Source organism: Bradyrhizobium liaoningense, from assembly GCF_018130785.1.
In the GTDB taxonomy this organism is placed as follows: domain Bacteria; phylum Pseudomonadota; class Alphaproteobacteria; order Rhizobiales; family Xanthobacteraceae; genus Bradyrhizobium; species Bradyrhizobium liaoningense_A.
In genome coordinates this window covers 584,520-598,763 of record NZ_JAFCJT010000002.1, presented here as the reverse complement: position 1 = coordinate 598,763, position 14,244 = coordinate 584,520, and the positions used below count along the sequence as shown (strand labels likewise).

14 protein-coding genes are annotated in these 14,244 nt (G+C 65.4%); 3 read left to right on the top strand and 11 right to left on the bottom strand.

Features of this window, described 5'->3' with window-relative positions; all coding sequences use genetic code 11:
* Positions 1-15 precede the first annotated feature (15 nt).
* From JQ627_RS08490 to pncA, 9 genes are all read right to left on the bottom strand, one after another.
* Positions 16-876, bottom strand: a complete 861-nt coding sequence (locus JQ627_RS08490; protein ID WP_212483738.1) for an ABC transporter permease — start codon at positions 874-876, stop codon at positions 16-18.
* Positions 873-1,802, bottom strand: coding sequence for an ABC transporter permease (locus JQ627_RS08485; RefSeq protein WP_212483737.1), 930 nt, complete (start codon positions 1,800-1,802; stop codon positions 873-875). Before JQ627_RS08485 ends, JQ627_RS08490 begins: the two co-directional genes overlap by 4 nt.
* Positions 1,802-2,794 (bottom strand): ABC transporter ATP-binding protein, encoded by a 993-nt coding sequence (locus tag JQ627_RS08480; RefSeq protein WP_212483736.1) that lies wholly within the window; start codon positions 2,792-2,794, stop codon positions 1,802-1,804. Before JQ627_RS08480 ends, JQ627_RS08485 begins: the two co-directional genes overlap by 1 nt.
* Complete coding sequence (locus JQ627_RS08475) at positions 2,791-3,774, bottom strand: ABC transporter ATP-binding protein (RefSeq protein WP_212484095.1); 984 nt, start codon at positions 3,772-3,774, stop codon at positions 2,791-2,793. The genes JQ627_RS08480 and JQ627_RS08475 overlap by 4 nt, the downstream gene beginning before the upstream one ends.
* A gap of 3 nt (positions 3,775-3,777) precedes the next feature.
* On the bottom strand, positions 3,778-5,415 hold the full coding sequence (locus tag JQ627_RS08470) for an ABC transporter substrate-binding protein (RefSeq protein ID WP_212483735.1): 1,638 nt from the start codon (positions 5,413-5,415) through the stop codon (positions 3,778-3,780).
* Between the two features lie 30 nt (positions 5,416-5,445).
* Positions 5,446-6,261 (bottom strand): sugar phosphate isomerase/epimerase, encoded by an 816-nt coding sequence (locus JQ627_RS08465; RefSeq protein ID WP_212483734.1) that lies wholly within the window; start codon positions 6,259-6,261, stop codon positions 5,446-5,448.
* Between the two features lie 470 nt (positions 6,262-6,731).
* Positions 6,732-8,765 (bottom strand): NAD(+) synthase, encoded by a 2,034-nt coding sequence (locus JQ627_RS08460; RefSeq protein WP_212483733.1) that lies wholly within the window; start codon positions 8,763-8,765, stop codon positions 6,732-6,734.
* Positions 8,766-8,904: 139 nt separating this feature from the next.
* Complete coding sequence (locus tag JQ627_RS08455) at positions 8,905-10,020, bottom strand: alpha/beta fold hydrolase (protein ID WP_212483732.1); 1,116 nt, start codon at positions 10,018-10,020, stop codon at positions 8,905-8,907.
* A gap of 16 nt (positions 10,021-10,036) precedes the next feature.
* On the bottom strand, positions 10,037-10,663 hold the full coding sequence (gene pncA, locus JQ627_RS08450; protein ID WP_212483731.1) for a bifunctional nicotinamidase/pyrazinamidase: 627 nt from the start codon (positions 10,661-10,663) through the stop codon (positions 10,037-10,039).
* A gap of 256 nt (positions 10,664-10,919) precedes the next feature.
* Here pncA and glk point away from each other — a divergent pair, with 256 nt between their 5' ends.
* From glk to JQ627_RS08435, 3 genes are all read left to right on the top strand, one after another.
* The gene (gene glk, locus JQ627_RS08445; RefSeq protein ID WP_212484094.1) at positions 10,920-11,906 is read left to right on the top strand and encodes a glucokinase; all 987 of its coding nucleotides are present in this window, start codon (positions 10,920-10,922) and stop codon (positions 11,904-11,906) included.
* A gap of 149 nt (positions 11,907-12,055) precedes the next feature.
* Positions 12,056-12,259 (top strand): hypothetical protein, encoded by a 204-nt coding sequence (locus JQ627_RS08440; protein WP_212483730.1) that lies wholly within the window; start codon positions 12,056-12,058, stop codon positions 12,257-12,259.
* Positions 12,260-12,405: 146 nt separating this feature from the next.
* Positions 12,406-12,561 carry a hypothetical protein gene (locus JQ627_RS08435; RefSeq protein ID WP_212483729.1) on the top strand — a complete coding sequence of 52 codons (156 nt, stop codon included), beginning with the start codon at positions 12,406-12,408 and terminating at the stop codon, positions 12,559-12,561.
* A gap of 113 nt (positions 12,562-12,674) precedes the next feature.
* On the opposite strand, the gene JQ627_RS08430 is transcribed toward JQ627_RS08435, so the two are convergent.
* Positions 12,675-13,052, bottom strand: a complete 378-nt coding sequence (locus JQ627_RS08430; RefSeq protein WP_212483728.1) for a response regulator — start codon at positions 13,050-13,052, stop codon at positions 12,675-12,677.
* Positions 13,053-13,163: 111 nt separating this feature from the next.
* Positions 13,164-13,964, bottom strand: coding sequence for a Spy/CpxP family protein refolding chaperone (locus JQ627_RS08425; protein ID WP_212483727.1), 801 nt, complete (start codon positions 13,962-13,964; stop codon positions 13,164-13,166).
* Positions 13,965-14,244: the final 280 nt, after the last annotated feature.

Genomic DNA, 14,244 nt, shown 5'->3' with positions numbered 1-14,244 from the left:
GCCAGGCCAGTCGCACTATTGCAGCGTCGGGTCGAGCCGATCACGCAGCCAGTCGCCGATCACGGAGACGGCCAGTGTGGTGATCACGATGGTGGCCGCCGGCGCCAGCATGATCCAGGGCGCCCGCGTGAGATATTCGCGACCGTATCCGACCATGTTGCCGAGGCTGGTCATCGGCGGCTGCACGCCGAGGCCGAGGAAGGACAGGCCAGATTCCATCAGGATCACCTCGGGGAAAACCAGCGTGGTGGACACGATGAGGGTCGAGGCGATGTTGGGCAGGATGTGCCGCAGGTAAATCCGGGGCGGCGTCGCGCCGAGCTGGCGGACGGCCGCGGCATAGCCTTGCGCATTGGCGGAGATGGCGAGGCCACGGGCGATGCGGGCATAGCGCTCCCAACCGAACAGCCCCATCAGGCCGATCAGCAGCGGCAGCGAATTGCCGAAGAAGGCGAGCACCGCGAGCGCCATGATCAGGAACGGCATGCTGGCCTGGAAGTCCGTCAGCATCAGCACGAGCTGTTCAACGACCCCGCGAAAGTGCGCGGCGAGGAAGCCGAGCGTGGTGCCGACGATCGCCGAGATCGCAGTCGCGCCGAAAGCGATCAGCAGCGAGATGCGGATCGAGACGAGCAGGCGCGACAGCACGTCGCGGCCGAGCTCGTCGGTGCCGAGCCAGTGCGCGACATTGCCGGGCGCAGCCAGCCGGTTGCGCAGGTCGAGCTGGGTGTAGCCATAGGGCGCGATCTTCTCGGCAAACGCCGCAATCACCAGCATCGCGACGATCCAGCCGATCGCGAGCGCGACCGAGACCGGGATAGCCGGCAGGCTGATGCGGCGGCGAACGCCTGCGTCCTTCAGCGTGGCGTCGGTCATGCGTGCGCCCCTTTGGCGCGCAGCCGCGGGTCGAGGAAGCCGTAGAGGAAATCGACGACCAGGTTGGACGTGACCATGGTCAGCGCGACCAGCAGCAGGATGCATTGCACGACGGCGAGGTCCCGGTTGGCGACGGCCACGACGAGCAGGCGCCCTACTCCCGGCCAGGCGAACACGCTCTCGACCACGACCGCACCCGCAATCAGCGTGCCCACCATGAAGCCCAGAATGGTGACGGTTGGAATCGCCGCATTCGGCAATGCATGCGACGTCACCACCTTCCTCCACGGGACGCCCTTGGCCGAGGCGGTGCGGATGTAGGGCTGGCCCAGCACCTCCAGCATCGCGCTGCGGGTGAAGCGCGCCAGCACCGCGGCGCCGCCGAGGCTCAGCGTTGCGATCGGCAGGATGGCGTGACGCCAGCTGTCCTGTCCGCCCGAGGGCAGCCAGCCGAGCTGCACGGCGAAGACGAGCACGAGCAGCAGCGCAAGGACAAAACTGGGCACGGTGAAGCCGGCGACCGCCGTCATCATCACGGCGCGATCGATCGCCGAGCCCCGGTGCAGCGCCGCGTAGATGCCGGCGGGAATGCCAAGCGCGACCTTCAATGCGAAGGCCGGCAGCGTCAGCGCCAGCGTTGCCGGAATCCGCTCCAGCACCAGCTCGATCGCCGGCCGCCCGTCGCGCATGGAACGGCCGAGCTCGCCCTTGGCGATGGCGCCGAAGTAGTCGAGGTACTGGAACCAGATGGGATCATCGAGCCCCCAGGCCTTGCGGAAGGCGGCGAGCACCTCCGGCGGCGCCTCCGGTCCCAGGATCATCAGCGCGGGGTCTCCGGAGAGACGCAGCACCACGAAGGCGAAGGTGACGACGAGCACGATCGTCAGCGCCGCGCGTCCGATCCGAATGGCAAGATAGCGTCCCATCACGCCGCGTCCCGCGTCTCGGCTCGCGGTCCCGTCGCGAGATGACAGGCGACTTGCCTGTTACCGCCGACGGCGGTCAGCGCCGGCACCTCGCTCGCGCAGCGCGCGATAGCGCGCGGGCAGCGCGGATGGAAGGCACAGCCTTGGGGCCGCGCCGCCGGGTCCGGCGGATCACCTGCCAGCACGATGCGGCCCGCGCTGCGACGCCCGGGCGCGGGCGAAGCCGAGACCAGCGCCTGCGTATAGGGGTGTTCGGGACGCGCGAAGAGATCGTCGGCGCTGCCGATCTCGACGATGCGGCCGAGATACATCACGGCGACGACATTGCTGATCTGCCGCACGACGCGCAAATCGTGGCTGATGAACAGCAACGTCAGCCCCAGCTGCGCCTGAAGATCGCAAAGCAGGTTCACCACCTGCGCCTGGATCGAGACGTCGAGCGCGCTGACCGGCTCGTCGCAGACGAGGAAATCCGGCTTCGTCGCCAGCGCCCGCGCCAGCACGATCCGCTGACGCTGACCGCCGGAGAGCGCGCCCGGATAGCGCGCGCCATGTGCTGGCGTCAGCTCGACCGCGCGCAGCAATTCGCGGACACGCTCCTCGCGCTCCGCCGGCGTGCCGAGCCCGTGAACGTCCAGGGGCTCGCGGATTTGCGTAGCGACCGGCAGACGCCGGTCCAGCGCGCCCAATGGATCCTGGAAGATCATCTGCATGCGCGCGCGTTGCGCACGCCACGCGGCCGTTCCGGGCGCAGCCATGGGCTTGCCGTCGAACCGCACCTCGCCGCGATCCGGCGGCTCGATACCGAGCACGATGCGGCCGGTGGTGGACTTGCCCGAGCCAGACTCACCGACGAGGCCCAGCGTTTCGCCTTTGGGGATCGTCAGCGACACGCCATCGACCGCGTGGACGGCAGTGCTGTGGCCGAACATCCCGGAGCGCATCGCGTAGCTGCGCGAGATCGAGGACACCTCGACAAGCGGCCCGCTCATTCGGCGGCTATCCCGAGCAGCGCGCGGCGCGAAGCTTCGGCACGGATGCAGGCAACCACGCGATCGTTCGCGATCGGCGCCAGGCTCGGCACGGCAAGTCCGCACGGCTCGGCCGCCAGCGCGCAGCGCGGCGCGAAGGCACAGCCGCTCGGCATCCTCGCGGGATCAGGCACCGTCCCGGGAATGGCGGTGAGGCGCCGCCGTGGCCCGTCGAGCGGCGGCAGTGCGCCGATCAGGCCTTGCGCATAGGGATGCACGGGATCGGCAAAGAGTTGGTTGGCTGGCGCCCGCTCGACGATGCGGCCGGCATACATCACGGCGACGCGGTCGCAATTCTCGGCGACGACGCCGAGATCGTGGCTGATCAGGACCATCGCCATGCCCATCTCGCGGCGAACCGACGACAGCAGCTCCAAGATCTGCGCCTGGATGGTGGCGTCGAGCGCCGTGGTCGGCTCGTCCGCGACGAGGAGATCGGGATTTCCGGCCAGCGCCATCGCGATCATGATGCGCTGGACCTGGCCGCCGGAGAATTCGTGCGGATAGGCTTCGAGCCGCCGCGCCGCATCGGGAATGCCGACGAGATCGAGCAGCTGCCGCGCTTCGGCCTTCACAGCCTCGCCCGAGAGATCGCGATGCAGCGCCAAAGCCTCGCAGAGCTGCTTGCGAATGGTGAGCACCGGATTGAGCGCGCTTGCGGGGTCCTGAAAAATCATGGCGACCCGCCCGCCCCGCACCCGGTCAAGCTCACCCGCGGGCGCGCCGAGGATTTCGCGTCCGTCGAGCCGCACGGAGCCCGAGACGCTCGCATGCCGCGGCAACAGGCCGAGCGCGGCAAGCCATGTCACGGACTTGCCGGAGCCGGACTCGCCGACGAGGCCGACGGCCTCGCCCTTCTCCAAGGTCAGATCGACGCCGCGCAGGACCGGTACGCCGTTGAAGGCGACGTTGAGGCCCTGGATATTGACCAGCGGCGTCACCACTTACGCCTCGAAATTGCCGGCGCGGAAATCCATCGCGAATGCCGGCGAGGCCTTCCACTTGATCGACTTCGGCTTCGCGGTGAAGGTCGCGTTCTGGTGCAGCACCGTATAGGCGGGATCCTCGCGCTCGGCGATCTCGAGCATGCGGTGGAACGCCTTCTTGCGGGCGGCCCGGTCGGTCGAGGTCTCCAGGAATTCTGAGAGCTTGTTCAGTTCGGCATTGGTCCACTCGCCGATCTGCTGCTGCTGGCCGTTCGGGCCGTGCTGTGCGACCAGCGACGAGACGGGATCGTTGAAGGCCGCCGAGTTCGACCAGTCGCGTACCGCGCGGGTCGGCGCGCGCTCCATGATCTGCGACCAGTTCTCCTTGGTCTCGATCTGGACGTTGAGGCCGACCGACTTCCACATCTCGACCAGCACCTGCGCGGTCGCGACCTGGTTCGTGTAGTAGTTGTTGAGCAGGCGATAGGGAATCGGATCGCCCTTGTAGTTGGCCTGCTTCAACAGATCCTGCGCGAGCTTCGGATCGTAGGCCGGCACGCTCCAGTCGGCGTTGAACATGTCGCCGTAGAATTCCCACTGCAGGCCTTTCGGCACGCGGGTACGGCCCGCCCACAGGCTGTCGACGATCGCCTGGCGGTCGATCGCGTGGGTGAAGGCGCGCCGCACCAGGGGATTGGCGAGCACGGCGTGGTTCTTGTCGAACACGGTCAGGCGGTGATTGAGGATGGTGCCGCCCTGCACTTCGAATGCGGAGTTCTTCTCGATGCCGGCAATCTGGTCCGGTGGAATGTCGCAGGCGAATTGGTATTCGCCCGACAGCAGGCCGTTGATGCGGCTCGCGACCTCGGGCACTTCGAGGAAACGGATGCGCTTGAGCGGCGGCCGGCCGCCCCAATATTCGTCATGCGCCTCAAGGGTCAGCGACACGTCGGGCTTGAGCTCGACGACCTTGTACGGGCCCGTCGTGATCGGCTTGCGTGCCCAGTCGAGATAGCTCGCGGATTGTTCCCAGGCGCGGCGGTTCATGATGTCGGAGCCGTAGCGCGACAGCCGGCCCTCGATCGTGACGTCCGGCGTCGCGTTGTAGAAGCGCACCGTGTACTTGTCGACGGCATCGACGCGCACGAGGTCCGGCCAGATGCGGCGGGCAACCGCCGGCACGTCCGGCGGCAATTCCTTGCCCGGGCGCGGCGTCGGGATCTTCTCGAAGGCCTGGATGGTGGAGCGGCTCTTGGCCTCGGTCTCGCCGAACATGCGCTCGCGGCTGAAGGTGAAGACGACGTCCTCGGCCGTGAGTTCGTCGCCATTGTGGAACTTGACGCCCTGGCGCAGCTTCACCTCGACGGTCTGGTCGTCGATGCGGCGCCATTCGGTGGCGAGGCCTGGCACGGCCTCCAGGCTGCCGCGCCAGTTCTTGGAGATCAGGCCCTCCCAGATCGAGGAGAAGAACACGCGCTCGCCGACGTTCGATTGCTCACGCAGCACGTCGAGCACGTTCGAATTCGTCACCTTTTGCACGGCGATCGTCACCGACGGGCGGTTGTCGGCCTGCCCGATCGCAAAGCGCGGCAGGAGAAGCGTGCCTGCGACAGCGCCGCCAGACTTCAGGATGGTGCGACGGGTAAATTTGCTCATGTCAACAAGCCCTGTCCTTGATGAGGTCGGTTATTCAGCGAGACCGAGCGCGGCCAGATGGGCTGCGCCGGCGCGAACGTCGTCGTGATTGCGGAGTTCGAGGATCAGCCGCGGGTTGGACGTCAGCCGGCCCAGCGCGCGGAACACGGCCACCCACGGGATATTGCCTTCGCCCGGCGCCCAATGGCGGTCGGCAAAGCCGTCGGTGTCCTGGAGGTGCACATGCGTCAGCATGTCGCCGGCGGTCTCGACGTAGTAGTCGACCGGCGGCGCGCCGGTGGAGATGTGGGCGTAATTGGCGTGGCCAGTGTCGAGGGAGACGCGGATCTTGTTGCTTTCGAGCGCCTTGGCGAGACGCACGCGGTCGCGCGGATCCTTGTCCTCGATGTTCTCGATGACGACCTCGCAGCCGATCGTCTCGGCGCGCGCGATCACCTCGGCAAGCGTCGCCTTGACGCGCTCGACGAGATTGCTGCGATTATCAGGATAGAGGTCCAGATTGTTGTGGTCCCAGGTCGTGAACGGCGAATGGATCACCATCTGCGTCGCGCCGAGGAATTCCGCGGCATCGAGGCCCTGAAGCAGGCGCTTCGTCACCGCATGGCGGATCAGGGGATCGTGGCTGTCGATCTTGAAGCCCCAGAACGGGCCGTGGATGCCGAGCCGGCCGGTATGGCCCGAGAGCATCTGCTTGATCTCGCTGGCCGCACTCCGCCAATCGCCATCGAGCAAATCCGCGCGGAAAAAATCCTGGATTTCAAGATCGCGCTGCCGTTCGAGAAGCCAGTCGCGGTGGGCGGGGATCGATTTGATGGACAACGCTGCGCCCAGCACCGGCTTCGACATGGCTTGCTCCTTGATCGTCAGCGATGACGGGAGCAGCGCTAGACCAGTTCAATGACAGGCCCGTGAAATGCAGGTGCCGCGGCGATGCGGAGATGTGGACATCGAGCCGGTCGCCTGCATCGAATTCAGGCAGCAGCGATCGCAGCAGATGCGGTCGGATGCACCAGCGTGCAGCATCAAGCGCGTTCGTGTCCGTAGTGACACGGAATGGAATCCTAACCATACTTCGCGTACATCGCGAACATCGATCGGCGGCCTTCCAGGGCATCACCCTCTGATCGCGCTACATGGGGTTGGGGGACCACATGGGGCGGGGGGATCAAGGGCTGGGGCAAGGTGACGAGGTCCGGACTCCTAGGCACTCCGGACCTCGAAACTTTCTGTATCAAACGCAATTTCGCGCCGCCGGCTGTATGAGCCGCGCGGCGCGAAGTCGTTTTGAGGCGCCCTGCCCGATCAGTCTCGCCTAATCAGTTCGGCACGTTCCGCTCGAGATCCTCGAGCCATGCCGCCGCACTCGAATCCGACGGCGCGCGCCAGTCGCCACGCGGCGACAACGAGCCGCCGGCCGAAACCTTCGGGCCGTTCGGCATCGCCGAACGCTTGAACTGGCTGAAGGCGAAGAAGCGGCGCAGGAAGACCTCGAGCCAGCGGCGGATCTCGGACAGATCGTATGCCTTGCGCTTGTCAGCCGGGAACGCCGGCGGCCATTCGCCCTTGCCGACGTCCTTCCACGCCTGCAGCGCCATGAAGGCGATCTTGGACGGCCGCATGCCAAAGCGCAGCGTGTAGAACAAATTGAAATCCTGGAGTTCGTAGGGGCCGACGGAAGCTTCCGTGCTCTGCGGCTTCTCGCCGGGCTTGACCGGAACCAGCTCGGGCGAGATTTCGGCCGACAGGATCGACGCAAGCGTTCGGTTGACGTCGTCGCCGAACTGCTTTGAAGCGATCACCCAGCGGATCAGGTGCTGGATCAGCGTCTTCGGCACCCCGGCGTTGACATTATAATGCGCCATCTGGTCGCCGACGCCGTAGGTGCACCAGCCGAGCGCGAGCTCCGAGAGATCGCCGGTTCCGATGACGATGCCGCCATGATGGTTGGCGAGCCTGAACAGATAGTCCGTGCGCAGGCCCGCCTGCACGTTCTCGAAGGTGACGTCGTAGACCTTCTCGCCCTTGCCGAAGGGATGGCCGATGTCCTTCAGCATCTGCGTCGCCGTGGTGCGGATGTCGAGCTCCTGCCAATCCGTCTGCAACGCCTTCATCAGCGCCAGCGCATTGGTCTTGCTCTCGCTCCCCGTGGCAAAACCCGGCATCGTGTAGGCCAAGATGTTGCCGCGCGGCAGTCCGAGAAGGTCGATGGCTTTGGCTGCGACGATCAGGGCGTGCGTGGAATCGAGCCCGCCCGACACGCCGATCACCACGCGCTTGGTTCCGGTCGCGCGCATGCGCTGCACGAGGCCGGCGACCTGGATGTTGTAGGCCTCGTAGCAATCCTGCTCGAGCAGGGCTTCGTCGCTCGGCACGAACGGGAAACGCTCGATCTTGCGCATGAAGCCGATGTCGGTGGCCGGCGGTTTCAGGGCAAAGGTGATCCTTCGATAGAAGCCTTCGCGCTGGCGGCGATTGTCGTCGAACGTGCCCATCAATGCGCGTTCCTGCCTGAGCAGGTCGAGATCGACGTCGGCGAGCGTGATCTGGCCGTCCTGGCGGAACCGCTCGCCTTCGGCGAGCAGCACGCCGTTCTCATAGATCGAGGTCTGGCCGTCCCAGGCCAGATCGGTGGTGGATTCCCCTGCCCCGGCGGCGGAATAGACATAAGCCGCGAGGCAGCGCGCCGAGGTCGATTGGCACAGCAGTGCGCGCGAGCGCGCCCGGCCGATCGTGATCGGGCTGCCGGATAGATTGATCAGCACGCTGGCACCGGCAAGCGCGAGTTCGGAAGCCGGCGTCACCGGAATCCACATGTCCTCGCAAATCTCGACGCCGATGATCAGGCCAGGAACATCCTCGGCCGCGAACAGGAGGTCAACGCCGAACGGTGCGTGCAGCCCGCCAAACGCGATCGTCTCTCCGGCAATGCCGGCGCCGGAGGCGAAATGCCGTCCCTCGTAGAATTCGCGATAGGTCGGCAGGTAGCTCTTGGGCACGACGCCAAGGACGTTTCCGCGATGAATGACGACGGCGCAATTGTAGATGCGATGACCGAAGCGCAGCGGCGCGCCGACGATCAAGACGGTCATCAGGGCCGAGGAAGCCTTGACGATTGCGGCGAGCCCGCGCTCGACCGCATCGAGCAGCGGGTCCTGCTTCACGAGATCTTCGATCGCGTAGCCGGACAGGCACAGCTCGGGAAACACGGCAACCGCCACCGACTGCTCGTGGCAGGCATTCGCCGCCGCCAGGATAGCCTTCGCATTGGCCGAGGGATCGGCGACATGAGACGTGGTGACACAGGCGGCCACGCGCGCAAATCCGTGGGCGTAGATCGAGTGGAACGTCATCGAGCGCAGTACCCTTAATCTTGTCGCGGCCGCAGCCGCCAGTTCTGGATAATATGTAGCCCATCGACCCGGCCCCGTGCAGGCCATCCGCCATCATGCATAACGGATTTGCATGTTCGCCCGCCCGGTCGGGCGGCCGTCAGGCGCTGCGGGCCAGCACGCCGGAGAGGTCGTCGCGCATCCATTCGGCGATCCGCGGCCAGGCATGGGCGTGGGTCCGTGCGCCCATGAACAGGCCGAGATGATTGCTGGGCTCGGAGGCCGCGGCAATGAAGGCCGGCGGCGTTCCGAGCAGACCGGCGGTCGCAAGCGCCTGTGTGGCCGGCACGACGTCGTCATCGAGCCCGGCCAGCAGGAAGACCGGCGCCTTGATGTCCTTCAGATCCACCTCGCGGCCGAGCGCCGTGAAGTTGCCACCGGCAATCCGGTTCTCCCGGAAGATCCAGTTGACGATCTCCAGATAGTAAGTGCCGGGCAGGTTGAGCGTCTCCGTATTCCAGCGATCGAAACGCGCGAGCAGTGCCGCGCCCTCCTCGTCCGAGAGATCCTTCTGCAACGCCGCTGCAATGTCGTCGCGGCTGGGCGCCTTCGACCAGAAGCGCAGCATCTCGTCGCCGCTGACATTGCCGCCGCCCCGCGCCACGAGCTGGTCGTAGAGCGCCTCGGGTGCATTGCGAGCGAGCCGGGACAACGCGGAATCGATCGAGAGATCGACGGGCGCCCCCACCAGCACCAGCCGCCGCACCTTGGCGGGAAAGCGCGCCGCATAGAGCAGCGACAGCCAGCCACCCTGGCACAGGCCGACGAGATCGACCGGCGCGCCGATTTCGTCGATGGCGACATTGAGATCGCCGAGATAGCTGTCGATCGAGAGATAGCGCATGTCCGGCGAGGCCGAGCGCCAGTCGGTGAGGTACACCCGATCGATGCCGCCATTCTGCAGGGACTGCACCACGCTGTGGCCCGGCGCGAAGTCGACGATCAGGGCCCGGTGCAGCGCATAGGGCGCGCAGACCAGCGCCGCCTGGCCGGATTGCGTCCGCGTGCAATCGCGCAGGCGCATGGTCGCGAGCTCCAAGGCGACCCTGTTGGGCGTCGTCCACGGCAGATTGCTCTCGTCCTGTTCCGGCGGATCGCGCTCCAGCCACCAGAAGCAGGCGCCCATCGCGAGCCGCGCCGCCGCAAACGGCCACAGCAGCGGATCATCCGGAGGATGATCCGAGCGGCCCAGCGGTTTGCCGCTCTTATCCACCATGACTATCTCAAGGTCCTCACAGCAAGGCCTCCAGGCTGACGATCGAAATGCCACGCTGGCGAAAACTCTGATGGGTCGCGGCCACAGAGCCGAAGAGGTCGATGCCGCGGCATGCATCCTCGATGACCGCGACCTCGAACCCCGCCGTGCGGGCATCTTCCGCCGAGAAGCGGACACAGAAATCCAGCGCCAGACCGGCAACGAAGACGGTCTTCAGTTCGCGCTCGCGCAAATAGCCGAGCAAGCCCGTCGGCGTCCGGTGGTCGTTCTCGAACAGCGCCGAATAGGAATCGATGCCGCGACGAAAACCTTTGCGCACCACGAGGTTTGCCCTGATAATTTCGAGCTCCCCATGGAATTCGGCTCCCGCCGTGCCTTGTACGCAGTGCGTCGGCCAAAGGACCTGGGTGCCGTAGTCGAGCTCGATCGCCTGGAACGGCTGCTTGCCCGCGTGGTTCGGTGCGAACGAGACGTGGTCGTCCGGATGCCAGTCCTGGGTCAGCACCACATTGGTGAATTTTTGGGCGATTCGATTGATGGCCGGGACAACCTTCTCGCCGCCGGGAACGGCGAGCGCTCCGCCAGTGCAAAAGTCATTCTGCACGTCGATCACCAGCAGCACGTCGCGGTCGGAAATCTTCATCGCAAGGCCCCGTTCCAGCTGTCCGGCGCGAGGGGCGCCGAACGCTCTGCCAATGTCGATCTTCCCGCGCGGCTTCGCAACCACCGACCAATGCGGCGATATCGCGCCCGTCGTATCTGGGATGCAACGGTTTGGCGTTGTCCGAGTTGACTAGGCTCGCCCAAGGACGGATTCTAGAAGAGGTTCGCAAGTTGCGGATCGATGGAGCGGAGGAAACGGTTCCCGCGAGCCTGCATGGCGCGGCAGCCACATGGTCATGAGTTTCGGCAAGACAGGACAGATTCTTCTCGCCGATATCGGCGGCACCAACGCGCGCTTTGCGCTGAGCCAAAGCGCATCGAACAATAGCGACCAGACCGGCCCCATCGATTATGTGAAGGTTGCTGACTTCCCGACCGTTCGGGAAGCCATCGTCGACGTCCTCGCGCGCCAGTCCGGCGGCAAGCAGCCCAAACGAGCCGTGCTGGCCGTCGCGGGTCCCGTGACCAACAACCGCTGCGTCATGACCAACAGTCCATGGGTCATCGACGGCAACGAGCTCCAGCCCGCCCTCGGCTTCGACAGCGTCCATGTGCTCAATGATTTCGAGGTCGTGGCCTGGTCCCTGCCCGCCCTGGAGCCTGCCGATTTGATCCCGCTCGGGGGCCAGGACGGCCTCCCCGGAGAGCCGTTGCTAGTGGTCGGACCTGGAACCGGCTTTGGCGTCTCCTGTCTGGTCGAGCGCCATGGCGCCCGGCTGGCGGTCGTCACCGAGGCAGGCCACGCGACTTTGCCTGCGGAAAACGAGCGCGAAGAGCGCGTGATCGCCTGCCTGCGCAGGCGCCTCGGTCATGTCTCGATCGAGCGCGGCGCGCTTTCGGGCTCCGGCCTGCAAAGCCTCTACGAGGCGCTGGCGGAGGTCGACGGCGCCCAGGTGCCGCACCGCGACGCCGCCGCCATCACCAAGGCGGCCCTGGAGGGCAGTTGCGAACTCAGCCGCGCAACGCTGGAGATGTTTTGCGCCATCCTCGGCTCGGTCGCGGGCAATCTCGCGGTGACCTTCGGCGCCCGCGGCGGTGTCTATATCGCCGGCGGCATCGTGCCGCGCTTTCCGGAGTTCCTTGCTGCTTCGGCGTTCAGGGCGCGCTTCGAAGCCAAGGGGCGCTTTCAGGATTACTTGCGCAACATCCCGACCAGGCTCGTCAAGAAGCCTGATGCAAGTTTCCTCGGCCTGAAGATGTTCGCCGACCACAATCCGGATTGAGACGCGATCGCCCTCCTCGACCGCCGGTACCAGTAATTAACAGCTGATTGCAGCGAGCCTGCGGTTCCACGCAGGATCGTGCTTGCCGGGTTGCGTCCGATCAGAAACAATCCGCGCGAGTATGTGGCGTAGTTGCGGGGGCGCGTGACATGCGCAAGCAGGACCTGGGTTTCGACTATCATCGCTATCACCGCCTGCTGGCCGAGGCGGACGACGACGTCAAGCGGCTGGCTCTGATCGAGCTCCTGATCGAGGAAAAGGCGCGCGACCGGCTGGCTGCGCAGCGCGCCTCTGATCGCGCCGCCATGACGGCCCATACGATTGCCACCGTGCTGAAGAACGGCCGCAACTGAGACTTGCGGGACGGCTTGCTGCTCGCGCAGCCCCGCGAGAGATTGCGATTCCGTTAACGATCCCTCGCAAGCTCGTGTCAAACTTTTTGCTCTAAGAGTTCCCCTTACCTGATGCAATTCAGGGGTCAACAAAGGGGGGAATGAACATGAGCATGATTTCGCTTGCCGCGATGCCGGCCGCCGTCGAAACCCGTTTTGCCGATTCTTCGTTCAAGACCATCTTGCTGTTCTGCTGCATGGGCCTGGTCGCCTCGTTCGGCGTGATGGCGCGCGGCATCGACCTCAGCGCCGGCCTGATCTGAGACCACGACATATATTCTTTCGCCAAATGGCCGCCCCTCACGGGCGGCCGTTTTCGTTGGCGATCTCGGTGCGGCGCCTTCTCAGGGAGGCGCCTTCTCAGTGAGGTACCTTCTCAGTGAGGTACCTTGGCGATGGCGTCCGGAAACAGCGAATCGATCATCACCTTGAGCTGGTCGAGGGAAATCGGCTTGCGCAGGATCGGCCGCCGCCGGAGCAAGGACGGCAGCAACTCCGGCCCGTAGCCGGTGGCGAACAGAAACGGCTTGCCGCGGCGCTCGATCAGGTCGGCGACGGGATCGACGTAGAGGCCCTTCAGATTGATGTCGAGGATGGCGAAATCGTATTGCGCGGTCATCGCGAAGGCGCTCGCGTCCCGGACATTGTCCGCTTCCGCGACGACATGGTGGCCGAGTTCCTCCACCATGTCGGCGATCATCATCCGGATCAACGCCTCGTCTTCGACCAGGAAAACGGAGAGTCCGTCCGCCATATCAACCCCGCAGTCAGCTTGCGAAGCTAACCATACCCGAAATGCGGAGAGGATTCACGAATTCGTGGCGGGCGCCGTTAATTCAGACGCCCGCAATCGGATTCAACTTGATCAATCCAGCCCGCGCTCGTGGCTGAGGCGCACCATCTCCTGGATGAAGACCTCCTTCTGCTTGTCGTCGAGGCTCGAATAAAGCGGCTCGGCGGCATCGGCGACGTTGCGCTGGTCGGCGGCGCGGTCGATCAGGAATTGCGACTCGTTGCGCATCTGCTCGATGATGTCGTCAGGCGGATCCCGCTTGGCGCGGGCGATCCGCAGGTTGAGCCGCTCCGCGCCATTATGCCCCAGATAGTGCATGGCGCTCGAGAAGCCGAACCAGTGCTTCTCCTGATCGGGCGTCAGGTTCAACTCGGTCTTGATCCGCTCGATATAGGAATCGCTGTTGGCGACGATCTGCTCGGCGGTCTGTTGCGGCGCACCGGGCTGGGTGAGGACGGTGACGTCCTTATTGTCCTTATTGTCCTTGTTCTCCTTGTTGTCCTTGTTGTCCTGCGGCGCATTCCTGGCTTCCTTGCTCGCCTTGGCGCCCTTGCCCGCCTTGGCATTCTTGTCCTTGCCGGCGCCCGGCTGCTTGGAATCCTTGCTGGCATCCTTGGCGGCCGGAGCCGGCTGGTTGTTGTTATTGACGCCGAGCACGCCGGTGAAGACACCGACCACGCCGCCGATTGCACCGCCCAGCACGCCGCCAACGGGGCCGGCCGCCTTGTTGCCGGCCGCGGCCCCATCCTGAACGCCTTTGACCAGGCCTTGTGCGTGCGCAACCGCGGCTGCGCCGAGCAGCACCGCGAGCACGGAGCCCAGCGCGAACCATCGCCGCAGGTGAAGCCGCGCAGACGGCGCCGGGTTGATCATTCTGGTCTCCATCGTCGATCCGATTGTCCTGTCGGGGTGGGAGCCACCCGCCGGTTGCAACTCTATCGTTTTCGCCGCTTCGCGGTCCAGCCGCAGCCCATTGCTGTCCACGCCCGAAAAGTGTTTGGAGCGAAGCGGTTATGAAGGCTTATTCGAAACTGCGGCGTAATTGCGCACGAGATGTCCTGCGCTCCTTGCCCGAAAGTGTGCGTCGCAAAATGCGCGGCGGAGGTTTACCTCCGCCGCGCGTCGCGAGACAGTACAGCCGCGTTCCCGGACG

Excerpts from the sequence above, each read along its gene's own strand:
- JQ627_RS08490 (WP_212483738.1), bottom strand. The coding sequence starts at position 876 with ATGACCGACGCCACGCTGAAGGACGCAGGCGTTCGCCGCCGCATCAGC.
- JQ627_RS08485 (WP_212483737.1), bottom strand. The coding sequence starts at position 1,802 with ATGGGACGCTATCTTGCCATTCGGATCGGACGCGCGGCGCTGACGATC.
- JQ627_RS08480 (WP_212483736.1), bottom strand. The coding sequence starts at position 2,794 with ATGAGCGGGCCGCTTGTCGAGGTGTCCTCGATCTCGCGCAGCTACGCG.
- JQ627_RS08470 (WP_212483735.1), bottom strand. The coding sequence starts at position 5,415 with ATGAGCAAATTTACCCGTCGCACCATCCTGAAGTCTGGCGGCGCTGTC.
- JQ627_RS08465 (WP_212483734.1), bottom strand. The coding sequence starts at position 6,261 with ATGTCGAAGCCGGTGCTGGGCGCAGCGTTGTCCATCAAATCGATCCCC.
- JQ627_RS08460 (WP_212483733.1), bottom strand. The coding sequence starts at position 8,765 with ATGACGTTCCACTCGATCTACGCCCACGGATTTGCGCGCGTGGCCGCC.
- JQ627_RS08455 (WP_212483732.1), bottom strand. The coding sequence starts at position 10,020 with ATGGTGGATAAGAGCGGCAAACCGCTGGGCCGCTCGGATCATCCTCCG.
- pncA (WP_212483731.1), bottom strand. The coding sequence starts at position 10,663 with ATGAAGATTTCCGACCGCGACGTGCTGCTGGTGATCGACGTGCAGAAT.
- glk (WP_212484094.1), top strand. The coding sequence starts at position 10,920 with ATGAGTTTCGGCAAGACAGGACAGATTCTTCTCGCCGATATCGGCGGC.
- JQ627_RS08440 (WP_212483730.1), top strand. The coding sequence starts at position 12,056 with ATGCGCAAGCAGGACCTGGGTTTCGACTATCATCGCTATCACCGCCTG.
- JQ627_RS08435 (WP_212483729.1), top strand. The coding sequence starts at position 12,406 with ATGAGCATGATTTCGCTTGCCGCGATGCCGGCCGCCGTCGAAACCCGT.
- JQ627_RS08430 (WP_212483728.1), bottom strand. The coding sequence starts at position 13,052 with ATGGCGGACGGACTCTCCGTTTTCCTGGTCGAAGACGAGGCGTTGATC.
- JQ627_RS08425 (WP_212483727.1), bottom strand. The coding sequence starts at position 13,964 with ATGATCAACCCGGCGCCGTCTGCGCGGCTTCACCTGCGGCGATGGTTC.